Source organism: uncultured Polaribacter sp. (assembly GCF_947497695.1).
Lineage (GTDB): Bacteria > Bacteroidota > Bacteroidia > Flavobacteriales > Flavobacteriaceae > Polaribacter.
The window spans coordinates 69,348-95,867 of sequence record NZ_CANMHM010000006.1 but is presented as its reverse complement, the minus strand read 5'-3'; the positions used below and the strand labels follow the sequence as shown (position 1 = coordinate 95,867).

14 protein-coding genes are annotated in these 26,520 nt (G+C 29.5%); 5 read left to right on the top strand and 9 right to left on the bottom strand.

Annotated features, from left to right (window positions below; genetic code table 11):
* Positions 1 to 38 precede the first annotated feature (38 nt).
* The 4 genes from Q0731_RS08435 (at position 39) to Q0731_RS08420 (ending at position 5,219) form a co-directional block, all read left to right on the top strand.
* Positions 39 to 3,335, top strand: coding sequence for a hypothetical protein (locus Q0731_RS08435; RefSeq protein WP_299062606.1), 3,297 nt, complete (start codon positions 39 to 41; stop codon positions 3,333 to 3,335).
* Between the two features lie 104 nt (positions 3,336 to 3,439).
* Entirely contained in the window at positions 3,440 to 3,997 is a 558-nt protein-coding gene (locus Q0731_RS08430; protein WP_299062603.1) for a DUF3575 domain-containing protein, read from the top strand.
* 66 nt (positions 3,998 to 4,063) lie between these two features.
* Positions 4,064 to 4,561 carry a hypothetical protein gene (locus Q0731_RS08425; RefSeq protein ID WP_299062600.1) on the top strand — a complete coding sequence of 166 codons (498 nt, stop codon included), beginning with the start codon at positions 4,064 to 4,066 and terminating at the stop codon, positions 4,559 to 4,561.
* Positions 4,562 to 4,868: 307 nt separating this feature from the next.
* Positions 4,869 to 5,219 carry a nicotinic acid mononucleotide adenyltransferase gene (locus tag Q0731_RS08420; RefSeq protein WP_299062598.1) on the top strand — a complete coding sequence of 117 codons (351 nt, stop codon included), beginning with the start codon at positions 4,869 to 4,871 and terminating at the stop codon, positions 5,217 to 5,219.
* 79 nt (positions 5,220 to 5,298) lie between these two features.
* Here Q0731_RS08420 and Q0731_RS08415 read toward each other — a convergent pair whose 3' ends face one another.
* Together Q0731_RS08415 and Q0731_RS08410 are read right to left on the bottom strand one after the other, a co-directional pair.
* Entirely contained in the window at positions 5,299 to 7,245 is a 1,947-nt protein-coding gene (locus Q0731_RS08415) for a hypothetical protein (RefSeq protein WP_299062593.1), read from the bottom strand.
* 257 nt (positions 7,246 to 7,502) lie between these two features.
* Positions 7,503 to 10,241 (bottom strand): TonB-dependent receptor, encoded by a 2,739-nt coding sequence (locus Q0731_RS08410; RefSeq protein ID WP_299062590.1) that lies wholly within the window; start codon positions 10,239 to 10,241, stop codon positions 7,503 to 7,505.
* A gap of 260 nt (positions 10,242 to 10,501) precedes the next feature.
* Between Q0731_RS08410 and Q0731_RS08405 the strand changes: the two genes are divergently transcribed.
* Positions 10,502 to 12,757 carry an inorganic phosphate transporter gene (locus Q0731_RS08405; protein WP_299062587.1) on the top strand — a complete coding sequence of 752 codons (2,256 nt, stop codon included), beginning with the start codon at positions 10,502 to 10,504 and terminating at the stop codon, positions 12,755 to 12,757.
* 181 nt (positions 12,758 to 12,938) lie between these two features.
* Here Q0731_RS08405 and Q0731_RS08400 read toward each other — a convergent pair whose 3' ends face one another.
* The 7 genes from Q0731_RS08400 to ileS form a co-directional block, all read right to left on the bottom strand.
* Positions 12,939 to 15,134: a patatin-like phospholipase family protein gene (locus Q0731_RS08400; RefSeq protein ID WP_299062584.1), complete on the bottom strand. Its 2,196-nt coding sequence runs from the start codon at positions 15,132 to 15,134 to the stop codon at positions 12,939 to 12,941.
* Positions 15,131 to 16,927 carry an excinuclease ABC subunit UvrC gene (gene uvrC, locus Q0731_RS08395; RefSeq protein ID WP_299062581.1) on the bottom strand — a complete coding sequence of 599 codons (1,797 nt, stop codon included), beginning with the start codon at positions 16,925 to 16,927 and terminating at the stop codon, positions 15,131 to 15,133. Before uvrC ends, Q0731_RS08400 begins: the two co-directional genes overlap by 4 nt.
* A gap of 40 nt (positions 16,928 to 16,967) precedes the next feature.
* Positions 16,968 to 17,564 carry a DUF4230 domain-containing protein gene (locus tag Q0731_RS08390; protein ID WP_299062578.1) on the bottom strand — a complete coding sequence of 199 codons (597 nt, stop codon included), beginning with the start codon at positions 17,562 to 17,564 and terminating at the stop codon, positions 16,968 to 16,970.
* Positions 17,565 to 17,637: 73 nt separating this feature from the next.
* The gene (locus Q0731_RS08385; RefSeq protein ID WP_299062575.1) at positions 17,638 to 18,249 is read right to left on the bottom strand and encodes a lipoprotein signal peptidase; all 612 of its coding nucleotides are present in this window, start codon (positions 18,247 to 18,249) and stop codon (positions 17,638 to 17,640) included.
* Positions 18,250 to 18,343: 94 nt separating this feature from the next.
* Entirely contained in the window at positions 18,344 to 22,366 is a 4,023-nt protein-coding gene (locus tag Q0731_RS08380) for a T9SS type A sorting domain-containing protein (protein WP_299062572.1), read from the bottom strand.
* Positions 22,367 to 22,487: 121 nt separating this feature from the next.
* On the bottom strand, positions 22,488 to 22,865 hold the full coding sequence (locus tag Q0731_RS08375; protein ID WP_299062569.1) for a TraR/DksA C4-type zinc finger protein: 378 nt from the start codon (positions 22,863 to 22,865) through the stop codon (positions 22,488 to 22,490).
* Between the two features lie 4 nt (positions 22,866 to 22,869).
* Positions 22,870 to 26,346, bottom strand: coding sequence for an isoleucine--tRNA ligase (gene ileS / locus Q0731_RS08370; RefSeq protein WP_299062566.1), 3,477 nt, complete (start codon positions 26,344 to 26,346; stop codon positions 22,870 to 22,872).
* Positions 26,347 to 26,520: the final 174 nt, after the last annotated feature.

Sequence of the window (26,520 nt, the reverse complement as noted above, 5' to 3'; positions counted from 1 at the left end):
TGTCAGTCCAATCTCAAACAATATCTAAAGATTTTCGGGTGCAAAAAATACTGGTTAAAAAAGACACCATTCAATTAGATTCTGTGGCTTTAAATCCGCAGAAATTTAAAGTTTTAGATGCTTTATCTAAGAAAATTCCTAAAGAGGCATATACAATAGACTTTAACAAGGCAAAACTAATTATCAACTCAAAAAAACATACAGAAATTACTGTTACATATTTTAGACTTCCAGATTTTATTACAAAAATATACACCCCTTTTGATGAAAAATTTATACAACCCAACAATGTAAATACTGGTAAATTATACAGTTTAACGACTAATAAAAAAGCATCAGAAATAAAACTATTTGATGGCTTACAAACCAAAGGTTTTATTAGTAGAGGCATTACTTCTGGTAACAATCAAAATGCGGTAACAAACTCGGCTTTAGACTTAGAAATATCTGGTAAACTATCAAAAGACATTACCTTAAGAGCCAATATTTGGGACACCAATGTACCGATTCAACAAAATGGATATTCGCAAAATATTACAGATTTTGATCGGATTTTTATTGAAATGTTTACAGACAATTGGGGAGTTAGAGCTGGTGATATTTCTTTACAAAATAACCAAAGTTACTTTTTACCATTTACAAAGCAAGTATCTGGCTTGCAAGTAAAAGCAACCATTAATGATAACATAAAAGTTGCTGCTTCTGGGGCTGTTGTTAGAGGTAGATTTAGCACCTTTAATATTACAGGTGTTGAAGGAAACCAAGGACCTTATAAAATTTTAGGACCCAACAATGAAACTGCCATTTTAATTATAGAAGGTAGTGACCAAGTGTACATAAATGGTGTTCAAATTAAACGTGGAGAAAATAAAGATTATACTATTGATTATAATTTAGGCGAAATAAAATTCAATACCACATATCCTATTACAAATGATATGAGAATTTGGATTAATTTTCAGTATTCCGAAAGAAATTTTACCCGTTTTATTACCTATAATGAAGCTTCTTATAAGAGTGATAAATTTAGTGTTGCTGGGTATTTTTATTCTGAGAATGATGCAAAAAACCAACCCATACAACAAAACTTAACAACCGAACAAAAAATATTATTAGAAAACGCTGGTAACAATACCAACTTAATGGTGGCAGAAAGTGCTTTTATAGACACCTTTAATGAAAATAAAATTCTGTATAAAAAAGTAAATAATGGCAATGAAGAAATTTTTGAATTCTCTAACAACCCAACTGATGAATTATACACCGTAACTTTTACAAACGTTGGCTCTAATTTAGGCGATTATAATTTGTCTGAATCTACTGCAATAGGTAACATTTTTCAGTATGTAGGCAAAAATCAAGGAAATTATCAACCGATAATTCGTTTAAATCCTGCAACAAAATCGCAATTGTTTGTGGTACAATCTACATATAATCCCTCTAAAAAAACAGTTATTAATACTGAGGTTGCACTGAGTAATAACGATGCAAATTTATTTTCTACTATAGATGACAATCAAAACCAAGCTTTGGCAACAAAAATAGATTGGCAACAAACTTTAATTGATAAAAAATGGCAATTGAAAAGTACTGTTAGTCACGAATTTGTACAAGAGAATTTTAAAACAGTAGAACGTTGGGAATCTATAGAGTTTAATAGAGATTGGAATATATTGACAAACAATGCTACTAAAAGTTTACTGCAATCAGAATTTACACTACAAAACAAACAAAATGATTTTATTTTATATCGATTTAATAACTTAACCTACAAAGATGTTTTTTCTGGAAACAAACATGAGCTGCAATCTAAAATGAACTTTAAAAACACCTCGTTTTTTGTAGATGGTAGTTTTTTAGAAAACACCTCAACTACAGAAGACAACTCGTTTTTTGTTGCAAAAGCAAGAGCAGAACAAGACTTTAACAAAAAATGGTTGGGTGCATTTATCAATTTTGAAACCAATAGTCGAAAAAATAATACCAATCAAGAATTCATCAACACAAGTCATCGATTTAAAGAATATGAAACCTATTTTGGCATTGGAGATTCTACAAAGGTTTTTGCAAAATTCGGACTAAATTATAGAGATAACGATAGTATAAAATCGAATGCATTTACACAAATCAACAATAGAAAAACGTTTTACATTAACAGTAAAATTATACAAAACGAAAAAACGAATTTAAGTGTTTTTGCCAATTACAGACTTACAGAAAATAATTTTATAGATGATGAAAAGTCGTTAAACTCGCAAGTTGTTTTCAATCAAAAATTATTTAAAGATTTTGTTAATTTAGGCACTGTTTATGAAACATCTTCAGGAAATGTAGCCAGACAAGAGTATATTTATGTAAAAACAGAACCTGGTTTGGGTTTTTATACTTGGATAGATTATAACAATGATGGGGTTAAAGATTTTGATGAATTTGAAATTGCTGAATTTCAAGACCAAGCAGCATATTTACGTTTGCCAAAACCTAATATACAGTTTATAGCTACTCAAAGAGCTAAATTTACACAATCTATATCTTTAAACCCTAAAAGTTGGTCTGATCAAAAAGGCCTCAAAAAAATACTCTCTCATTTTTACAATCAAAGTTTTTTAAGTGTAGCAAATGAGCAGCAAAGAATAGGGAACTCGTTTAATTTTAATCCTTTTAATTTTGATGAAAATAAATTACTTGGGCTAAGTTTTAACCTTAGAAATAGTATTTATTACAACAAAAATCTTCAAAAAAACAGTATTACTTACACTTATGGAGAAAATAGGAATAAGCAACAATTTTTTATTGGTAGTCAAAAAAACAACATCAACTTACACCAAGTAGATTATGCTCATAAATTTAAAACGTTTTGGTTGTTTGAATTGATGGGAAAAATGGCTAAAAACGATTTGGATACAGAAAATTTTAACAGTAGAAACTATACTATCAATGCAAATGAAGTACAGCCCAAAATTAGCTTTTTGTATAATGAAAACAATCGCTTTACTGCTTTTTATCACTTTAAAAACAAAGAAAACACCTTGCAGGATTTTGAATTACTGAAACAGCAAAAATTTGGTTTTGAGTATTTTTACGTAAACAGTGAGAAAAATCAAATTTCTGCAAATGTAAATATGTTTTTAAATGATTTTACTGGTAATACAAATACACCTGTTGCTTACCAAATGTTAGAAGGTTTACAAGCAGGAAAAAATTATACTTGGACTCTTTTATTCAACAGAAAATTAAATGCCTTTTTAAATTTGAATTTAAATTATTTAGGCAGAAAAGCAGAGGGTTCTAGAGCAATTCATACAGGAAGTGTGCAATTAAGAGCTATTTTTTAATTGATACTTTTACTATCTAAAATAAATAATAATCATATAATATCATTTTTAATATTTATCACTATAATTGTTAACGCTAATAATACATTAAAAAAACAAATGCCATGAAAAAATGTACAATTCTATTTTTAGTCTTCTTTTCAACTTTGATGATTGCTCAAGAAAATCAAAAAGAAGAATACCCACAAGATTTTAATAAAAAACATGAAATTAAGTTAAATGCCTTTAGTTTAATTGTGTTTTCTTCTTTAGATGTTTCTTATGAAAAACTAATAAATAAAGATACTTCTTATGGTGTTTCTGTATTTTACAATTTTAATGATATTGACAATGATTTTTATTTCCCTAAAAAAATATCTATCACTCCATTTTACAGATGGTTTTTTTCTGAAACAAGGTTTGCAAGAGGTTTTTTTGTAGAAGGATTTGGAATGTTAAACCATTATGAAGAAAGAAATTATTCTTTTAGCTCTTCTAAAATAGAAAGTGAAACCGATTTTGCTTTGGGTGTTTCTGTTGGAGGTAAATTTATTATTAAATCTGGCTTTACAGCAGAAGTTTTGCTAGGTATTGGTAGAAACATGTTTAACAATGACGCGAATAGCTTTTTTGATAACAGCATCATATCTAGAGGAGGAATCTCTTTAGGGTATCGATTCTAAATACAATCTTATTTTTGTATGTTTGCAAGGTAAGTAACACAAATAACTAATCAAAAAAACAAAAAAATGAAAAAATTAATTTTAGCATTCGTACTGATGCTTGGCTCTATAAGCTATGCACAACATGAGATTAAGGTAGATATTGCAGATGCAATTATTATAAAAAATTTAGATTTTTCTTATGAAAGATATTTATCTGAAAGTTCTTCTTTTGGTATTTCTCTAGCTTTTAATATTGCAGATCAAGAGGATAGTTTTAGATATAATGAAAACATGATGATTACTCCTTATTTTAGAAATTATTTTTCTACAGGTGAAAAATGGAACTTTTTTGGAGAAGCTTTTATAGGAGTAAACTCTGGTAAAAAAGAAACAATAGAAGATTCTAACGATTTTAATATTAGTTACACAGATGCAGCTTTAGGTGTTGTTGTTGGAACAAAATTTGTATCTTCTGGTGGTTTTACTATAGATCTTTTTGGAGGTATTGGAAGAAATATGTTTAGCTCAGATTCTCCTACATTAGTACCTAGATTGGGATTAAATATAGGATGGAGATTATAGAAATTCTGTTTCTTAGTAAAAAGAAAACCCCTTAAAGTTAGATAGCTTTAAGGGGTTTTCTGTTTTAGAGGCCTAAAAATTATTTCTTAATTTTAATCAATTCTATTCTTTTGGAAATTCCATTTATTGTAATTATGTTAATATTGATATAAAATAAAAATAACAAAAAAACATAAACACCTAATTATCAGTATATTGTGTTTTTATCGGGTTTCCAATGTTAATTTAATGTTACCAAAATGTATTTTTATTGTAATTTTTTACTATATTTGTGTAAGTTTAGTGTTAACCATAAAAAATACATATTATGAAAAAAGCAATATTTATAGCAGTTTTACTTATATCAGCAATAGGATTCTCTCAAGAAATAGCACCTAAATACGAAAAATCAGGAGATTTAGTGAAAGCTACTTATTACTTTGATAATGGACAGGTAAAGGCAGAAGGTTTTTTTAAAGACAAAAAATTAACAGGTATCTGGAAAAGTTTTGACAAGCAAGGAAACAAAACTCAAATGGCTCAATATAAAGATGGTAAAAAAGTAGGTAAATGGTTTATTTGGGGAAAAGATTCTTTAAAGGAAATTACTTATAATGAGAACTCTATTGTTCGTGTTAATGATTGGAAGTCTGAATCTAGTCTTGCATTTAATGACTAATTATCATCAGAAATTTAAATAAAAAAAGCAGGCTAATAGCCTGCTTTTTTTTGTAGTATTAATTAAATTTAATCTGAAACTATAACTCAGCATTAGTCCAAGACCATCCTGAAACATTTACTTGTGTACCAGAATTATAAGTACCTGTTAGTATTGCTGCAACACCATCAATAATAACATTTGATAAAGGCCCATCATTAGCCATATCTATGTTAGTATCGTAACCACTTAAATAAAGATTCGTAATTGTTGCACCAGAATTCTTTTTAAATTGTAATGCAGTTCCACCAGTTGTTGAAATAGCTGTTACATTAGTAAACTTAGGGTTACCGTTTTCTTTATCTGCTTCAAAAGCTGTTGAAAAATTATCTATAGTATGAGAAATGTAAGTATTGGTTACTGTACCATTCCAGCCTTCTGTCCAATCTACAGCATCATCTTCATTGTTTTCTAAATAAATATTAGTTACAGATACAGTACCTCCAAAAAATTCAATACCATCATCTGCACCATTAATAATAGCTACATTTTCTATTGTAGTACCAGATCCAACTGCATATAATGAAATTCCATTGTATTCAGAATCTGCATTAATAGCTGCACCTGTACCTCTAATTACTAAGTTTTTAATAGAACCTGAACTATCATTATCTGTAGTACCACCATAAACAAAACCACCAACTTCTGCAGTTGAGTTTGCACCTGATGTAGTAGATGCTTTTCCACAAATAGTTAAACCTCCCCAATCACCAGGAGCACCAGCTGTAGAAGACATTACAACAGGGTTAGCTTCAGTACCTTTTACATCTATTTCACCACCAACTAAAACGGCTAAATAAACATCTACACCACCAGATCTAGCACTAATTTTTGTCCCTGCAGGAATAATTAATTTTCCTTCAGATTCTACAATATAAGATGAGCTTAATCTATATCTTTTAGAACTATCTAAAGTTAAAGTAGTGTTTAATCTACCACTTAAATCTACAACTTCTGTAAGTTCTGCATTAGCCCAATCAAAAATTGATACATCTACAGATTTAGCTGCATTATAACTTAATGAAGGATTTGCTGTTGCACCATTTAAAATAACATTAGCTAAAGGACCATCATTTGCCATATCTACAGTAACATCATACCCAACTAAAGACAACCCTGAAATTGTAGCACCAGATTGTTTTTTAAACTGTAAAGCAGTACCACCAACAGAAGAAACAGCAGTTAAATTGATTAATTTAGGGTTTCCATTTTCTTTATCAGCTTCTACAACTGTAGAAAAATCTGCTTTTGTATTAACGATGTAAGAGTTTGTAATTGTACCATTCCAACCCTCTGTCCAGTCAATAGCATCATCCTCATTGTTTTCTAAATAAAGATTTGTAACAGATACTGTTCCTCCAAAAAATTCAACACCATCATCAGCACCATCAATTACAGCTAAATTTTCTACAACTGTTCCAGAACCAACAGCGTAAAAAGAAACACCATTATATTCTGAGTCTGCATTAATAGCAGCACCAGTACCTTTAATTATTAGATTTCTAATAATACCTGAGCTATCACCATCTGTAGAACCTCCATAAACAAAACCACCAACTTCTGCTGTTGCATCTACTCCAGCAGTTGTAGTTGCTTTACCACATAAGGTTAAACCACCCCAATCTCCTGGGTTTCCATTTGTTGATGCCATAATTACTGGATTGTTAGCAGTACCATTAACATTAATTTTACCACCTTGTAAAACAGCTATATAAACATCTACTCCTTGAGCAACGGCGTTTATTTGAGTACCTGCAGGAACATTAAGAGTAACACCATCATCTACAAGAAAAGAGTTTGTTAACGTATAAGAAACAGACGCGTCTAAAGTGTAATTTTCTTCTAGTTTACCATCTAATATACCATTTTTAAGATTTTCTATCACAGGTGAATTTGCTGTAATAATTGGTTCTGGATCATCTCCACAACTTGTAAAAGCTAAACTTAAAATTGTAGCAAATAAAAATAAGAACTTAAAATTTTTCATTTTGTTAATTTGTTAATTTGTTAATTTGTTAATTTGTTAATTTGTTAATTTATTAAAACTGTTAATTTATTTTTGTTATACAAAAGTCACATTAATTGTTGTCTTTTTCTTTAACTAAATATTAAGTGATTGTTAATGTTAAAAGAAAAAAAAAGACATTTGTTAACTTATTGTTAGCAGAAAAAAAACCGATTGTTTACCATTAAAGTAAACAACCGGTTTATAACTATATTTAAAACAAATATTACTCTAATGTTTTAAAAAGTATATTTTAAATTTAATGATAATTGACTACCCTTTGTATATTGTTGAACAGTTTCTGCGGTTGTTATAGCAGTATTTAAATTTCTAATATTTTGTGTTTGCTTGATTGATGGGTTCAGTAAATTTCTACCAACAATACGTGCAGATAATTTTTCTGTAATTTCTTTACTTATCACTAAATCTAGGGTTACAAAACCTTTTTCAATAATTTCATCATTAAAAATTGTATCACTACTAGTAAAGCTCTCTGGATTACCTAATGCGAATATTTTATCTGATGAATAATTTCCTGTTAAAGTTGCTGTAAACTCTCTTTCCTTTTTGTTACTGTAAGATAAAGAAGTGTTAATAATAAAATCTGAAGCTCCTTGTAAAGAAGATGCTGTTTTATTGTTGTATTGAAAATTTTCTAATAAATCTTGTGTAAGCCACATTTGTGTAACATTACCTGTTAAGTTTAATAAATTCTCATCATCATCATTTTCTAAAAATCCTACTTTACCTTCTAATTCGATTCCATAAATATTAGCCTCTTCTCCTGTATTAAAAAATTGAAAAATACCAGCAGAACCTCTAGCTTGTGCTAAGTTAATTGGGTCTTCTATTTTTTTATAAAATGCAGTTACAGATATTAACTCTTCTCTAGATGGATAAAACTCCCACTTTAAATCTACATTATAAACATTAGATCTTTCTATATCTGGATTTCCTTTAGTTACCCTACCTGTTGGAGACACATATTCAAAAGGAGCAAATTCTTTAAATTCTGGTAATGTCTGAGAAATACTTGTTGCAAAACGAACAAAATTTCTATCATCCAATTCATATTTTAAATTAATACTAGGGTTTAAATTATTATAATCTTTATTTAAAGAGCCTGTTCTTCCTTGAAAGTTAGCTACATCCCACTCTACAAAAATCTCATCTCTCTCATACCTTACTCCAAAATTTCCACTAAATCTATTAAAGCTAAAATCTAAATCTAGAAAACCTGCAATAGCATCAAAAGTACCGTTATATCTATCTAATGGTCTTTCAACTAGTCTTAAACCATTATTAAATGCATTAGGTATAAAGGTTAATGAAAAATCGTCAACAGTTGGTACTTGAAAACCATCTGCATCTACCCCAATAAAAAGAGAGCTGAAACTTCTTTCTTTATTTCTATAATTTAATCCAAAATTAAATTTGTAAGGTAAATTATCATCTTTATCAACTTCACCAAAAGACCAGCTATCTTTTAAGTAAGCGTTGATCTCATTATCTTCTATTTTCTGACTTGATTTTCTTTGTTGAAAAGCACTATTATTAGAATATTGAACTGTAGTTGGATTTAATATATTTGCTTCATTCCTTATTCTATTTGGTTCTTCTGCCAAAATAAAATTTAGACCTAAGCCCCATTTCAAAGTATTATTTTCCGATAAATTATGACTTCCCAATACTTGATTTACAAGCATAATGGTTTGTTTAAAGTTTTGGTCTCTTATAAAAGCCCCTTCTTCTTGTGGTTCTTGCTCAAATACAAACCCATTTGCATTTCTTCCAGCTTCAAATAAATTATCAACACTTTGGACTACAAATAAAGAATTAAACTTTAATTTATTATTTTCATTCAATTTTAATCCAAGATTAGCATATCCAGTAGTATTTGTATTTGAACTAAATGTTTCTACATCTGAAAAAATAATATCAATATTATTTGCTCTAGCTAATTGAAATAAACCACTTTGATAATTGAAAGATTTAGAGTGAGAAGCTGATGCAAAAACAGCTAAATCTTTACCAAATATATCAAATTTTTTACCTCCAGATAATGACACACTAAAGTTCATTGGTGCAGTTTGACTTCTAGTATCCCAACCTTGTCTAGTAATTAAATCTTGAACTGCAAATTGTTTTTGATGAAAACCCGATGTTACATCATCTGTAATAATTGTTCTTCTAAAATCACTAAATTGATTCATTACATTTGTGTTAGAACCTCCAGAAACACTAATCGAAAACTCTTTTCTTTGATACCCTTTAGTTTCTACATTTACGTTACCTGAAGCTTGATCAAGATAATTTGATGTTGCGTAGGTTTTACTAATACCAACATTCTCTATAATACTTGTTGGAAATAAGCTTAAATTGATGTTTTTATTATCAACATTATCAGATGGTATTGGTAATCCATTCATTGTAGTTGACAAATATCTATCTCCTAAACCTCTAACATATATATCACCAGTACCTTCACTTTTTGTAACTCCAGAAATTTTTGTTGTTGCATTTGCTGCGTTTGAAACACCTGTTTTTGTTAAAGTTTGTGCCCCTATACTTTCTATAATAACTGTTGCTTTTTTTTGATCTAATAACAATGCAGATACAGACTCCTTACTATTAGATGATTTAATCACAATTTCATCTAAAGCAACTCCTTCTTCTGCAGACATTAGTTGGTTTACTGTAGTAGTTTGCCCTGCTTTAACTGTAACTGATTTTTCTATAGATTTGTATCCTAGAAAACTAAAAACTAAAATATGATTTCCTTCAGTTACCTGTAATACGTAATTTCCATCAAAATCTGTTGTAGTTCCAATAGTTGATCCTTTAATTTGAACATTTGCAAATGGCAATGGCTCGTTATTTGTTTCTTTATCGGTTAACAAACCTTTTACAGTTCCTTTACTTTGAGCCAATACTAACTGACTGATTGCTAAAAATGTAATTAATAAAAATTTCTTCATTATTATGTTTAATTTATTTTGCAAAAGTGAACTAGTTTTGTAAACTCTATGTTATCCTAAAATTAACCTTACATTATTGTAATATTAATTAAATGTTAAATCCTAAGTTAGGGTTGCTTTTTTTAAACATTAAATTGTATAATATATCGTTTTAAATATTACATAAAATAAGATTTAGTTGATAAAAAAAAATAACATAAACATAACATAAACTATGATTTATGTACATAGATTAGCAAAAAATAAACAAACAAGTAAAAATGGGAGACCCATATATTTTAATGTTAGTTGCATTGGCTATTTTAGCCATTGTAGACTTAGTTGTAGGAGTTAGTAATGATGCTGTTAACTTTTTAAATTCGGCCATCGGCTCAAAAGCAATATCTGTTAAAAATATTATGATTATTGCTAGTTTGGGTGTGTTCTTTGGGGCTGTAACTTCTAGTGGAATGATGGAAGTTGCACGTAAAGGTATTTTTAATCCTAATATGTTTATGTTTCAAGACATCATGATTATTTTTATGGCAGTAATGATTACCGATATCTTATTATTAGATATCTTTAATTCTTTAGGAATGCCAACTTCTACAACAGTTTCTATTGTTTTTGAATTATTAGGTGCTGCAGTTTGTATCTCTTTATTAAAAATCTCTGCAAATGACGCACAAAGCTTTAATGATCTTTGGAGTTATATCAACCACGAAACTGCTACCAAAATTATTTTTGGTATACTACTCTCTGTAGTCGTAGCATTTTCTGTTGGTGCTGTTGTGCAATTTGCCTCTAGAATGATTTATTCTTTTAATTTTGAAAAAAGAGCTATTTATATTAGTGCATTATTTGGTGGTTTTGCAATTACAGCAATTACTTACTTTATCATTATAAAAGGTATGAAAGGAACCCCTTTTTATAAAGATGTAAAACATTTAATAGAAGGGAATACTTTGTTAATTATAGCAGGTAGTTTTGTTGCTTGGTCTATTATTGCTCAACTTTTAATAGCAACTTTTAAAATAAATATTCTAAAACTAATTATTGGAATTGGTACCTTTTCTTTAGCCATGGCTTTTTCTGGTAATGATTTGGTAAACTTTATTGGTGTACCTATTGCTGCTTGGAATTCTTACCAAGCCTGGGAAACTTCTGGTATTGCTGCAGATTCCTTTTCTATGGGTATTTTAGCAGAAAAAGTTCCCTCTAATATTTGGTTGTTATTATTTGCAGGTGCTATTATGGTAATTACTTTATGGACTTCTAGCAAAGCACAAAATGTAATTAAAACAGGAATCGATTTATCGAGACAAGGTGATGGACATGAAAAATTTCAACCAAATCCATTATCTAGAGTTATTGTTAGAGCTGCAATGGGTCTTAATTTTGGGATTAGCAAAATATTCCCTGTAAAAGTATTAAATTTTGTTGATTCTAAATTTCAAAAACCTGTAATTGAATTACCAAAAGATAAAACATACGAATTACCTGCGTTTGACTTAATCAGAGCTTCTGTAAACTTAATTGTTGCTGGTATTTTAATTTCTATTGCAACTTCAATGAGGTTACCTTTATCTACTACCTATGTAACTTTTATGGTAGCAATGGGTACTTCATTAGCAGATAGAGCTTGGGGACGTGAAAGTGCTGTATATAGAGTTGCTGGTGTTTTAAATGTAATTGGTGGTTGGTTTTTAACAGCAATTACAGCATTTTTAGCAGCCGCTATTGTTGCTTATTTAATCAGTTGGGACATGATTATGATACCCCTTTTACTTATATTAGTTGCATTTTTAATTGGTAGAAACACTATAAGGCATAGAAAAAAATCTAAAGAAGTTAAAAAACAAGTGTATATTGAAAGAGCAGAATTAATTACTATTAATGGGGTAATTGAAGAAAGTGCAGATCATGTTTCTGAAGTAATAAACCGTGTAAACAAGTTATACACAAATGTGGTTAATGATTTAGCTAACCACGATTTAAATAAACTAAGAAAAACAGAAAAACATGTTGTAAAATTAAACGATGAAATAGATGGCTTAAAAGATGGCGTATTTTATTTTATCAAATCTTTAGATGAAACCTCTGTAGAAGCAAGTAGATTTTACATTATGGTTTTAGGTTATTTACAAGATGTAGCACAATCTATTAGTTACATTTCTAGAGCAAGTTACAAACACGTAAATAACAACCATAAAAATCTTAAAAAAGGACAAATAAAAGATTTAAAAACGATAGATGTTGCCTTATCTGCTTTATTAACCAAAGAAGCTCAAATTTTTGATAATAGAGATTTGGACAATTTAAATGGTCTTTTAATTGAAAAAAATGAGTTGTTAAAAGACGTTAGAGCATCTATTGAAAATCAAGTAGCTAGAATTAGAACTGATGAAACAAGTCCTAAAAACACAACATTATATTTTAGTGTTCTTTTAGAAACTCAAGATTTAATTAAAGCTTTAATGAGTTTATTAGAAACTTACGAAGAATTTCATTTAAGCACTAAATATGTGAAAAAATAAAAAATTGTAATTCAATAAAAAAGCCTGTAATATTTTAAAATATTACAGGCTTTTTTATTGAACCAAACCTTATAAGAAACATAAGGCCTTATGTAGCAAACTAAAAATATACTTTGTAAGGATACCCATTGTTTTGCTTTAAAATTTGTGTAAAACTGAATTTAAAAGCTATAAACTAAAACTAGAAACCTAAATTAAACAGCAAATAATGTTCTTTAGTATCTGGTGACCAACTGTGTTTTAATTCTACAGGTCCTATAAAAGTATCATAGCTATAGCCTATTGCATAGCCAGATTTAATATCTCTAAACAAATCAATGCTTTTTAAAACATTATTGTCTAATCGTCCATAATTTGCTATAAAAGATACATAATGCTTATCCTTTAAAAGGTATCTAAAATTAAATTCTGATTTTAAAAAAGTATTGTTAGATAACTCAGCGAAATCATATCCATAGAAAGAAACAAAAGTATTGATATAATTTTGATTGTAACCTCCTAGATAAAAATCAAAAACATCAGAATTTGAATCTGTTAGCGTAAAACCTGCTTCATTTGTCATTTGAAAAGTTATCTTATCCCAAAAAGTTTTTGCAAATCCTAAAGTTCCTTTTGTTTGTATAAAAGAGGTAAAATTATCATTGTAATCAGATGAATTCATATACCATTTAATATTTAAATCTGCAAAATACCCTTTAGTTACAAAATATTTTTTGTCATAAGTGTCTAACTTTAAATAACCAAAACTGTTTAAATAATGACTATTGTCAAAAGTTGTTGCTTGGTTCGTTAAAGAAGCTACTGTTTCTGTAGTAGCACTAATATATTTATGCTCAACACCTACACCTAATGCAAATTTTCTATGAAAAGTTGTTTGTAAAAAAAATTGATTGGTAATATCTGTGTATTCTAAATTGATACGACTAATAGTAGGATATTGAGAAATAATAGGGTTAAACTTAGAGTTTGATCTAAAATGATTGTATCGAGATCTAAAACCATAACTAATATAAAACCCATTATCTACAAAATAGTCTAAATTATATCTAATATTATCGCCTAAAATAAGGTCTAACGAAAACAAATCGTTTTGTACCAATAAGTGTTTCTGATTGTAATTTGCCAATACTGCAGATTTGTATAAATAATCATAATGAACCCCCAATTTTAAACTTGCGTTATCATTAGCTTCCTTTAAAGTGAATTTTAATTGATAAGTTTCATCTTCCTTTTTAGTTAAATTATACTCAATTTTTTCGTAGTTTTTTGTGGCTGATAAAAGGTAAATTCTTTTAGTAATCTCTTTTCTAGATAAAGAGTCTCCTTTTCTAATATTAAGTTTTCCTAAAACATAGGCTCTTGTATAATTTTTATCTCCTTTTAAGTCTATGCTTGATATTTGAAAGATGTTATCATCAATTGTAATTTTTTCTCGTACTTTTTTTTCAATTTGCTTTAGAGCAAGTTCTTTAAATACTGATGTAAACTTCTTTGCCTCTTCAATACCTTTTTTTAAAATTTCCTCTTTTTTATCAAAATCTACAACATTAAAATCAAAAATTTGTGGATGAATGTACACCTCTAAGTTTTCTTTTTCGTTATCACTTTTACGATACATCTGATAGCTAATAATCTGATTCATAATAGCCACTACAGAATTTAATTTTTCTTTTTGATACAATCTGCCTTCAACATCTACACCAATAACAATATCCATTCCTTTAGATTTCATAACACCAATAGGAAAATTATTAGCAACCCCTCCATCAATCAACAACTTATTATCTAAAACAACGGGGTTTAATAAGGTAGGAAAAGAACTACTAGCTCTTAAAGCCAAAGGCAAAGAACCATTTTCTAACAAAACCTCTCCTCCATTTTCTACATCTGTAGCAATACAAAAAAAAGGAATTGGTAATTTTTTAAAATCACTAATACCTTCTACTTTTGCTAACAACTCCATTAAAAAATTTAAAACGTTTTGTCCTTTAGAAACTCCTTTAGGCAAACCTATAGCTCCTTTCTTTACAGGTAAAGTAAGCACTGTATCTTCTCCATATTCTTTTTCAAAAAAGGTTTCAGAGCTTCTTGGCAATACATCTCTTAACATCGCAATAAAATTGGTTTCTAAAGCTATTTGTTCTATTTGTTCTCCAGAGTAACCAATTGCATACAAGCCACCAATAATTGCTCCCATGCTTGTACCACCAATATAATCTATCTGTAAACCAGCTTTGTCAATTTCTTTTAAAGTACCAATATGAGCAAAACCTTTTGCACCTCCACCACTTAAAACCAACCCAATTTTTGGTTGTTTTTCTTGACTAGTAATAACAATTGTTATTGCTAAAAAAAAAGTGGTTAGTAACTTTTTCATTTTTTTGGTGGATGAAAGTATTGGTGTACTTTGGTTGCTCTAGCATGACCTATTGCTACTTTTAAATCTTCTAAAGTAGCTTCTTTTACTCGTTTTGCTGATTTAAATTTACGCAATAAATTGGTAATGGTTTGTTTGCCAACATCTGGTATTAGCTCTAACTCACTTTTTATAGCACTTTTACTACGTTTATTTCTGTGAAATGTAATTCCAAATCTATGTGCCTCGTTTCTTAAATACTGGGTAATCTTTAACGTTTCAGACTTTTTATCTAAATACAAAGGAATAGGATCTCCAGGATAATAAATCTCTTCCAAACGTTTTGCAATACCAATAATAGCTATTTTACCTCTTAAACCTAAAGCTTCTAAAGCTTGCAAACCAGATGATAATTGTCCTTTTCCTCCATCAACAATAATTAATTGAGGTAAGGGTTGTTCTTCTGCCAGCAAGCGTTTGTATCTTCTATAAACAACCTCTTCCATAGAAGCAAAATCATCTGGACCTTCTACTGTTTTTATATTGTAATGCCTGTAATCTTTTTTACTTGGCTTGCCATCTTTAAAAACAACACAAGCAGCTACAGGGTTTGTTCCTTGAATGTTAGAATTATCAAAACATTCTATATGTCTTGGCTCAACATGCAAACGCAAATCTTTTTTCATTTGTGCCATAATACGTTTTACATGCCTATCTGGATCTACAATTTGTACTTGCTTAAATTGTTCTTGCCTGTAATATTTTGCATTTCTTTCAGACAATTCTACAATCCGTTTTTTATCGCCTAATTTTGGGATAGTTACTTTTACAATTTCGCCTAAATTTACTTTAAAAGGCACGTAAATTTCTGGAGATTGAGAATCGAAACGTTGTCTTATTTCAACAATAAACAATTCTAATAATTCTTTATCTGTTTCATCTAACTTTTTCTTTATTTCTGTGGTATGAGATTGAATAATAGAACCATTAGAAATCTTTAAAAAGTTTGCATATCCATGAGTTTCATCAGAAATAATAGAAAACACATCTACATTATTTATAGACGGATTTATAATGGTAGATTTTGCTTGATAATTGCCTAATAAATACAATTTATCTTTTATTTTCTGAGCCTCTTCAAACTCCATTTTTTCTGCATACACCAACATCATTTCTTGAAAACGCTCTAAACTTTCTTTAAAATTTCCTTTGATAATATTTCTAATTTCTACAATAGAATTGTTATAGTGGCTTTCTGTTTCTAATCCTTCACAAGCTCCTTTACAGTTTTTTAAATGATATTCTAAACATACTTTGTACTTACCTTCATTTACATTTTGATGACTTAAATCGTACTTGCAAGTTCTAAGTGGGTACAATTCTTTGATTAAATCTAATAAAATTCTGACTGTTTTTACAGAGGTATAAGGACCAAAATATTCTGAACCATCTTTTATAACTCTACGTGTCATAAAAACTCTAGGAAAACGTTCTTTTTTAATACAAATCCAAGGATAACTTTTATCATCTTTTAATAAAACGTTGTATCTTGGTTTGTGTTTTTTTATTAAATTATTTTCTAACAATAAAGCATCTGTTTCTGTATTTACAACAATGTGCTTTATACTCACAATGTTTTTTACTAAAACTCTTGTTTTACCATTTTCATGGGTTTTATTAAAATAGGATGCAACTCTTTTTTTTAAGTTTTTAGCTTTACCAACATAAATAATAACTTCGTTTTTATCAAAGTATTGATAAACTCCAGGTTCATTTGGTAAGGTTTTTACTTGAAGTTCTAAAGTTGTAGACATGCTACGAAAATACAAATTTTTGCATCAGAAAAAGAGAAATCTAATCTTTAAAATCTGCTAAAAAACTAGAATTGGTATTGTCTACAACTTGCCAGTTATAAATTACAGAAAGTTGGTATATTTTAGACAATTCTTCAAACAAGCTTTTTTTAGCTTTTGTTTGTAAGTGAGTAACTGCTATGGTTTCTTTAATTTTATCGATACTTTTTTTGTTGATTTTATTTAAATCTTCTTTAGAAAAAGTATTAAACTGACTTTGTTGTAAATCGAAATATTTTACATCTGGAAAGATAGAAAGCTCTTGATTTGGTATTTTATTGATGATGATTTTTTTATCAATAGAATCTATCTGAATTTCTAATTGAGACAAATCATAACCCACCTCTACAGTTGCATTTACTGTTACAATGGCTTTTTTATCAAAAGAAAGGTAATCGTAAAAATATTTTTTAGAATCGGTATAATTATAAACTTCAGAGAAAGTCCCTTTAGAAACTACTAGTTTACTTAAACTTTTAATGGATTTTACAACTACTTGTATTTCTTCTTGTTGCTGATTTTCAACCGTTTTTTCATACCAAAACTTAGCAATTAAAAATCCTAATAAAAAAACAGCAATGTATTTTAGAAAACGCATATTTTTTAGATTTTTAGATTTTTAGATTTTTAGATTAATTTAAAAAAACATCATATTACTCACAAATAAAAAACTATGCTGCTACTTCTTCTTGAGGAAAAGCTTGTCTACTAAAAATAAACAACAAAGCAACACCAATACTTATAAAAGCATCTGCAGGATTAAATATATATTGAAAAAAAGTGAACATTTCTCCACCAACAAACGGAATCCATTCTGGCAAAACACCTTGCCATAGAGGAAAATAAAACATATCTACTACTTTACCATGAAAAAAAGTACCCTCAGTAACTTCAGGAAAAAGAGTTGCTACTTTATGACTAGGATGATCAAATATAACTCCGTAAAAAACAGAATCTATAATATTACCAACTGCTCCAGAAAAAATAAGTGCAATTGCCACAATAACTGCATTGTGAACCTTGTTTTTTATATTTTGAATTAACCAATAGATAATTCCTACAACAGCAACCAACCTAAAGGAGGTTAAAAACAGTTTCCCTGCTTTACCACCAAACTCAAAACCCATTGCCATTCCGTTATTTTCTACAAAATGAATTCTAAACCAATCAAAAACAACCACCTCTTCTCCCAGAATAAAGTGTGTTTTTATATATATTTTGATAATTTGATCTAAAATAATTGCGAATAAAATAGTAGCAATTGCAAGATTCTTTTTTGACATTTTTTATGATTTGAAGTCACAAAAATAAGAATAATATTGTGTTTATTGGTTTGTTAAGAAAATATTAGCTTTTAAAGAATTTATAGTATCTTTTTTATTCAATAAGTATCTTTTTGCTGATGTTTCCTTTGTCTGATTTAACATCAATTATATAAATTCCATTTTGTAAGTTTTTTGCAGAAATTGATGTTGTATTTTCATCAATAGTTTCCTTTAAAACCTTTTTACCCAAAACATTATAAAGTGTCACTAAAGTTTTTCCTTTTGGTAATCTCGAAAATTTTATTTCTTTATTAGAACTGTACAATAAAATGTTTGATAGTGTTTCATTCTTTACATTTAAAATATTTTGGGAAGTTGTGTGTAAGAAAAATCTACCAATTTCATTTTCACCATTTAAAGCACTCGTTAAAACAACTCTATATTCGCTATCAACTTCATCTAATCGTGTAAAAACACCTGTAATTTTATCTTCTAAAAAAACTTTATAATTAGCTGGTAAATTATTTGCATCTATATTAAAAGTAACCTCTCCTTTTGCAGATTTTACCCCTAAAGGGATAATCATTTCTTCTAAATTTTCATCTGGCAAAGACTGAATTTGATACTTTTTGCCAACATTGTCTGAGAATAAATGAGAGTAAATAGTAAAATTATTAGAAACACCGCCAAACAATTCACTATCATAACCATTATCAAAACCTGCTGATGTTCCGTTTATATAAAATATTTTAGCAAACTTTGTATTGATTCCATTAGATAAATGCAACTTTATTTCTGGATTCGCCGTTTTTTGAAAAGTATCTGTAGTTTCATGAGTCTGACTCCCTTCTTCAAAAAGAATACTACTTCCTGCTGCTTTTTTCACAAAAAATCCTTGTGTAGGAGCTATTTTAATGGAACCCGTTAAATTTTCTGCATCATAACTATTGGTTACTTTGTTCCAAAGCCAAATAGTACCATCTATATTTGTGTTTGTAATACTGTTGGTTGTTAAAAAAGTATTGGCATCTACAAAAGATGTATAAGGATTCCCAACCAAATTAAAAGCATTCCCTGCTCCACTAGAAATAGTTCTAGTAACATTTTCTGTATTCATATTGCCTGTAAAAGAAATAGATCCAGTTGAGGCTAATTTTGTAGAAAAACCTTGTCCAGAAAGCATTTCATCAGTAGTATCATTTGCATTTAAATCGTCAAAATCTCCTACTGTGTAATAGTTCCATCTGGCATTTGCGTTTACTTTTGTGTTATCATAAGGTGCTAAACCTATATTTTGATTAACACCAGTAGTAGCAGTACTTCTTACCAAATCATGAGATTGTAAATAATCTATAACAGAAACTACATTACCAGTACCACTTACTGGTGATGCAATTAAATACCAATTATCTGTTGGTAAATTTCTAAGATAAGTTACTTTTCCTGTTACAGTTCCTGATGCTTTAAAAGAAGCACCAGATTGAATTGTAATAGAACTTACAGTGATATCATTTGCTGCTGTTGGAAAGTGAGGAACACCAGTAGGAATAACCACATTGTCTGTAGTTGAAGGAACTGAATTTGTTTCCCAATTAGAAGCTGTATCCCAATCTGAACTTGTGGCTCCAGTCCATTCAATTTTAAAATTACCTGTGTACATTCCTCTTCCATAGGTTGAGGCAAGTATTGTATGATCTATTGTTCTTAAATTTAAAGAAGTTACTGCTACATTAGACATTCCGTTATAAGATTGGTTCCAAACAGGAGATGTATCTTTAAAATTTGCTGTATTCCAAACACCCAATTCTGTACCAATAATAACTTCATCATTATTTAGTGGATTCATTAAAATACATCTTACATTAATGTCTGGAAAGTTACCTTCTTTGTTTGACCAATTTACTCCTCCATCATTGGTATACCAAATACTTTCTACACCAAAATTATAAAAAGTAACCATAATTTCATTTTCTGATGCACCAAATTCTACTGAAGAAATACTTCCTAAAAAAGAGGGGGAAGAAATATCTGTAATTGTTGGTATTGCTGTATCTGCATTTTCAACTTTTATTAACTTACCAGTTTTTGTACCTGCAAAAACTTTAGAAGAAGCCAATGTAAATGGCGATACTTTAATGGCTGTAATATCACTTAAAAGAGCGTCAGTAATATTTGTTCTTATAGGAGTACCTGTAGTTATATCAGTAAAACGAGCTAAATGATCTGACCCATTGGTATACAAAATATCTAAATGATCATCTAAAGCCATTGCATTTACAAAACTTCCTGTACTTCTGTCTGATGCTATAGTTACAGAACTTCCTGTGTATGGTAAATCAAAACGTAAAATTCTGTTATATAAATGCGTAACAATCATATAACCTCCATCTTTGTCTATAAAACATTGAGTTCCATCACCACCAAAAACTCCAGTTGTACTATTTATACCTTCAGTAGCATTATTAAAAAATTGAGTACCATTGTCTTGTGATCCTCCAATAAAATAATCTGGAGCTACACTTTGCCCAATTGCTCCGTTGTAAAACTGAGTAACATTATAATTTTTATTTCTTTCGCTAATTGCAGTTGTACTTGCAGCAGCAGTAGACAATGAAGTTGCATAATAAACACCTCCATCGTTTCCTAAAATAGCTTTATTTGCATCTGTTGGATGAAAAACCAATACATGTTGGTCTGCATGAACAACTGGAACAGGTAAATTTACATCTAAAAAATACGGTTGTGCTAAGCTCCCAGGATGCCATTTAGATATTTGATTCCAATTTGTACCACTATCAATACTTCTAAATAAATCGATTCCTCCAGCATAAGCAATTGCATCATTTGTAGGGTCTACTTCTATGACTAAATTATAAAAAGCTTGTCCACGAGCAAAATCATCTGCTGGAATATTAGTGTCTGCATCATTAGGTAAAGTTAAATCTGTAGGTAAGGTTGCAAACCCATCTGTAGTTTTTAAAAGTGATACATAAGGGGTAATAAAAGCAGTTTCAGCAACATTTAAAGTCCCTATTCTTGCTAAAACATACACTGTATTTGCATTTTGTTTAGAAACTGCTATTTCTGTTCTTCTACCATTTGCAATTGTGTGTTTTAAGGTAAAAGAATTACCATCTGTACTACTATAAATTTGCCCTCCTCCTTCTCCATAAATATTTCTAACTGTACTTAACCACAAAGTATTGTCAATACCTATCTCAAAATCATTTGCAGCAACATTTGTTCCCTCTATAGTAAGTGTAATTCTGTTAAAATTAGCACCTTCATCTGTAGATTTAAAAATACCATACTCATTTGTACTCACAAAAGTATTTATTGGATTGCTACTATAAAAAGCAGCACCAATACTTACAAAAACCTCAGAGTCGTTTGTGGTTAAAACACTTCCATCTGAATCTCTAACAACAATATCAGTTATATAATAGGTTCCTGGAACGCTGCCAGAAGTTGTTGTTCCTCTTAGTTTGTAAATATTATTCCAAGTTTTACCTCCATCTATAGATTTCCAAACACCATCACCTAAAGCTTGCTGTGGTGCATTTAACTCTCCAGTACCTATGTACATAATTTGCGAATCATTTGGATCTACTGCCATACAAGTAACTGCAAGGTTTTCATCAATACCCACTCTAATCCATGATGAATTTTCATTAGTAATATCATCATTAACCCAAAGCCCTCCACTTACTCCACCAGCAAAAACACGTTTGTGAGTAGCATCATTTGGGTCAAATAGCACCATCCTTGTTCTACCCCCAACATTATTAGGCCCTCTTTCTTCCCATTTGTTATCTATTGCATCACCAGGTGTTCTTCTTTTAAAGGCTCTTTTCTTAGCTAGTTCTTGTTGGGTATTGTAAATATTTTCTGGATGAGTTCTACCAGTATAGGGATTCATTTCTAATAAATACTTTTCTGCTAAATACGTATTAGGAGGCAAACCAAAAGCGAATCTTTCTGCTTTAGAAAGGCTTGGTTTTGTATTAAATAAGTGTTTTTTGATAGTTTTAGCATGAAGCTCTTGTACTTTTTCTACAGTACTTTTGTTTGCTAAATAATTAAAAATAAATAGCCCTATAATTAAAACTAGGGTTATGTAAAATATCTTTTTCATAAAACAAAAATAAGGTAATTATCTTATTTAAAAGCACATAAGATAATTTACAAAAATAAAATTCCGATTTCTAATACTAATTGTATTAAAAATCGGAATTTTACCTTAACTCTATAAATGGTTATTGCTTGCGTTTCGCTTCTATACTTAAAGTTGCATGAGGCACTAATCTTAAACGCTCTTTCTGAATTAATTTTCCTGTAACTCTACAAACACCATAGGTTCCGTTTTCTATTCTTAAAAGAGCATTTTTTAAGTCTCTAAGAAATTTTTCTTGTCTTATTGCTAACTGAACATTTGCTTCTTTGTTCATCACTTCAGAACCTTCATCAAAAGATTTAAAAGAAGCTGATGTGTCATTTGTTCCATTATCAGCATCATTTTTATAGGCAGCTTTTAACATTGCCAAATCTGATTCTGATCTTGTTATTTTTTTTTCTATAATTGCTTTAAACTCCTCTAAATCTTCCTTATTATATTTTGATTTTAAATCTGACATAGTCTTACATTTTTTCGATTAATATTTTACTTTTAATGGTATCAAATTCTATTTCTATACCATCGCTTAATGCATCTACAAAAACCAATTCTTCAGTTAATGTTTCACTCATAATGTAGTTTTTATTATCAGTAATTGATTTTTGTAGGTTTTCGAAATTTAAAACCGTTAATTTAATTTTATCAGTTACCTCTAAACCAGTGTCTTTACGTGCATTCTGAATTCTATTAACCAATTCTCTGGCAACACCTTCTTTTTGTAATTCTTCTGTTATTGTAACATCTAAAGCAACTGTTAACGCTCCTTCATTTGCAACCAACCAACCTTCAATATCTTTTGATGATATTTCTACATCGCTAATATTCAAATTTATATTTTTTCCATTAATTTCTAAAGAAATGTTTTTATCTTTTTCAATTTTGTTAATATCTTCTTGATTGAACTTTTGAACAGCAGCAGCAATAAAACGCATGTCTTTTCCAAACTTTGGCCCTAAGGTTTTAAAGTTAGGTTTTATTTGTTTGATTAAAATGTCTGATGCATCCTCTAAAATCTGAATTTCTTTGATATTTACTTCATTCTGAATTAAGTTGGCAACTGCTAAAATCTCTTCCTTTTGTTGCTCATTATCAACAGGAATCATAATTTTTTGTAGGGGTTGACGCACTTTTATTTTTTCTTTTGCTCTTAATGACAATACTAAAGAAGAAATTGTTTGAGCATTTTCCATTTTACGTTCTAAACTTTTATTTACAAAGCTTTCATCATATTGAGGGAAATCTGATAAATGAATACTTTCTGAAGATTCTTTGCCAGTTACAGCATTTAAATCTTGATACAATTTATCTGTAAAAAACGGAGCAATTGGTGCTGCTAATTTTGCAATCGTATTCATACACGTGTATAAAGTTTGATATGCAGAAATTTTGTCTGTTTGATAATCTCCTTTCCAAAAACGTCTTCTGCTTAAACGAACATACCAATTACTCAAATAATCTTGTGTAAAATCTGATATTGCTCTTGCAGCTCTTGTTGGTTCGTATTCAGCGTAGAACTTATCTACTTTATGAATTAATGTGTGTAATTCTGATAAAATCCAACGATCTATTTCTGGTCTTTCATTTAAAGGAACATCTGCTTCTTCATAAGAAAATCCATCAATATTTGTATATAAAGTAAAGAATGAATAAGTGTTGTAAAGTGTTCCAAAAAACTTACGTTTTACTTCTTCAATTCCTTCTAAATCGAACTTTAAATTGTCCCAAGGATTTGCGTTCGATATCATATACCAACGTGTTGCATCTGCTCCATAAGTTGATAATGTTGTAAAAGGATCTGTTGCATTGCCCAAACGTTTAGACATTTTATGTCCGTTTTTATCTAAAACCAATCCGTTAGAAACTACATTTTTATAGGCAACTGAATCAAAAACCATGGTTGCAATGGCATGTAATGTATAAAACCAACCTCTTGTTTGGTCTACTCCTTCTGCAATAAAATCTGCAGGAAAAGATTCGTTGCCATCAATTTTTTGTTTGTTTTCAAACGGATAATGCCATTGAGCATAAGGCATAGAACCAGAATCGAACCAAACATCAATTAAATCACTTTCACGATACATTTTTTGTCCTGTTGATGATACTAAGATAATTTCATCAACAATATTTTTATGTAAATCTATTTTTGCATAGTTTTCTTCGGAATTATTACCCACTTCAAAATCTTCAAAAATATCTTTTGCTAAAACGCCAGCTTTTACAGCTTTTGCCATTTCTTGTTTCAATTCTTTAACAGAGCCAATACAAATTTCTTCTTTACCATCTTCTGTTCTCCAGATTGGTAGTGGAATTCCCCAATAACGAGAACGTGATAAATTCCAATCATTTGCATTTGCCAACCAATTACCAAAACGTCCAGTTCCTGTAGATTCTGGTTTCCAGTTAATGGTTTTATTTAAGCTATGCATTCTCTCTTTTACATCAGTCACTTTAATAAACCAAGAATCTAATGGATAGTATAAAATTGGTTTATCAGTTCGCCAACAATTTGGGTAACTGTGCTTGTATTTTTCGACTTTAAAAGCCTTGTTTTCATTTTTTAATTTTAATCCTAAACGTTCATCAACAGACAAGTATTTATCTTGATTTTTAAGAACGTTAACCATTTTTTCTTGTTGATTTTTCAATTCAACTTCAAAATCAGCTTCGTTTAAATATTCAGATTTTACATATTCACTTGCAAAACCATAAATATCATCTTTAATCTCTTTTATAAACTTACCTTGTAAATCTACCAAAGGAACTAAATTATCATTCTCATCTTTTACCAATAATGGTGGGATTTCTGGGCTTGCTTGTTTTGCAACCAAAGCATCATCTGCTCCAAAAGTAGGTGCAGTGTGTACAATTCCTGTTCCATCTTCTGTAGTTACAAAATCTCCAGCAATTACTCTAAAAGCATTCTGTTTGTTTTCGAAATCTAAATTGAAATCTAAAATTTGCTCGTATTTTATGCCTACTAAATCTTTACCCATAAATTCTTTTACAACATAAAAAGGAATCTTTTTCTCTCCAGATTTATATGTTTTCAATTCTTCTGATGTTTCAACTTGAAACGCATTTTTCCCTCCAAATTGTTTTCCAACTAAATTTTTAGCCAAAATAACTTTTACAGGTTCATAAGTATATTGATTAAAGGTATCCACTAAAACATAGTCAATTTTTGGCCCAACAGTTAATGCTGTATTAGATGGTAAAGTCCAAGGAGTTGTTGTCCAAGCTATAAAATGAATGTCGCTTAAATTTTGTAAAAAATCTGGTAAAGTTTCATTTACAGCTTTAAACTGAGCAACAACAGTAGTATCTGTAACATCTTGATACGTTCCTGGTTGATTCAATTCGTGAGAACTTAAACCTGTACCTGCTTTTGGAGAATATGGCTGAATTGTATATCCTTTGTAAATCAGTTTTTTGTTGTAAATTTCTTTTAACAACCACCAAACAGATTCCATATATTTTGGTTCATAAGTAATATATGGATCTTCCATATCTACCCAATACCCCATTTTCTGAGTTAGATCATTCCAAACATCTGTATATTTCATCACTGCTTTTCTACAAGCAGCATTATAATCTTCTACAGATATTTTTTTACCAATATCTTCTTTGGTTATTCCTAATTCTTTTTCTACCCCTAATTCTATTGGCAAACCATGAGTATCCCAACCAGCTTTTCTTTTTACCTGAAAGCCTTTCATAGTTTTGTAACGTGGAAAAATATCTTTAATAGCACGTGCTAAAACATGGTGAACTCCAGGCAATCCGTTAGCAGAAGGTGGTCCTTCAAAAAACACAAAAGGAGTTGCATTTTCTCTTGAAGTTACACTTTTCTCAAAAATATTATTTTCTTCCCAATAGCTTAGAATTTCTTCTGCTACTTTTGGTAAGTCAAGACCTTTATACTCAGGAAATTTCGCTTTCATTTTGTGTATTTTCAAATAAGATTGCGAAAATAATGATTTTATTGCAATTCCTTTAGAATGATTGCTAAATCTATTAAAAAAAAGATTTTTTATTTTAAATAAAGCTAAATTTTTGACAAAGAGTAATAAATGCAGATATATTAGCATCTTAAATTATTAATTTTAATAGATGAT

Excerpts from the sequence above, each read along its gene's own strand:
- Q0731_RS08430 (WP_299062603.1), top strand. The coding sequence starts at position 3,440 with ATGAAAAAATGTACAATTCTATTTTTAGTCTTCTTTTCAACTTTGATG.
- Q0731_RS08425 (WP_299062600.1), top strand. The coding sequence starts at position 4,064 with ATGAAAAAATTAATTTTAGCATTCGTACTGATGCTTGGCTCTATAAGC.
- Q0731_RS08420 (WP_299062598.1), top strand. The coding sequence starts at position 4,869 with ATGAAAAAAGCAATATTTATAGCAGTTTTACTTATATCAGCAATAGGA.
- Q0731_RS08415 (WP_299062593.1), bottom strand. The coding sequence starts at position 7,245 with ATGAAAAATTTTAAGTTCTTATTTTTATTTGCTACAATTTTAAGTTTA.
- Q0731_RS08410 (WP_299062590.1), bottom strand. The coding sequence starts at position 10,241 with ATGAAGAAATTTTTATTAATTACATTTTTAGCAATCAGTCAGTTAGTA.
- Q0731_RS08405 (WP_299062587.1), top strand. The coding sequence starts at position 10,502 with ATGGGAGACCCATATATTTTAATGTTAGTTGCATTGGCTATTTTAGCC.
- Q0731_RS08400 (WP_299062584.1), bottom strand. The coding sequence starts at position 15,134 with ATGAAAAAGTTACTAACCACTTTTTTTTTAGCAATAACAATTGTTATT.
- uvrC (WP_299062581.1), bottom strand. The coding sequence starts at position 16,927 with ATGTCTACAACTTTAGAACTTCAAGTAAAAACCTTACCAAATGAACCT.
- Q0731_RS08390 (WP_299062578.1), bottom strand. The coding sequence starts at position 17,564 with ATGCGTTTTCTAAAATACATTGCTGTTTTTTTATTAGGATTTTTAATT.
- Q0731_RS08385 (WP_299062575.1), bottom strand. The coding sequence starts at position 18,249 with ATGTCAAAAAAGAATCTTGCAATTGCTACTATTTTATTCGCAATTATT.
- Q0731_RS08380 (WP_299062572.1), bottom strand. The coding sequence starts at position 22,366 with ATGAAAAAGATATTTTACATAACCCTAGTTTTAATTATAGGGCTATTT.
- Q0731_RS08375 (WP_299062569.1), bottom strand. The coding sequence starts at position 22,865 with ATGTCAGATTTAAAATCAAAATATAATAAGGAAGATTTAGAGGAGTTT.
- ileS (WP_299062566.1), bottom strand. The coding sequence starts at position 26,346 with ATGAAAGCGAAATTTCCTGAGTATAAAGGTCTTGACTTACCAAAAGTA.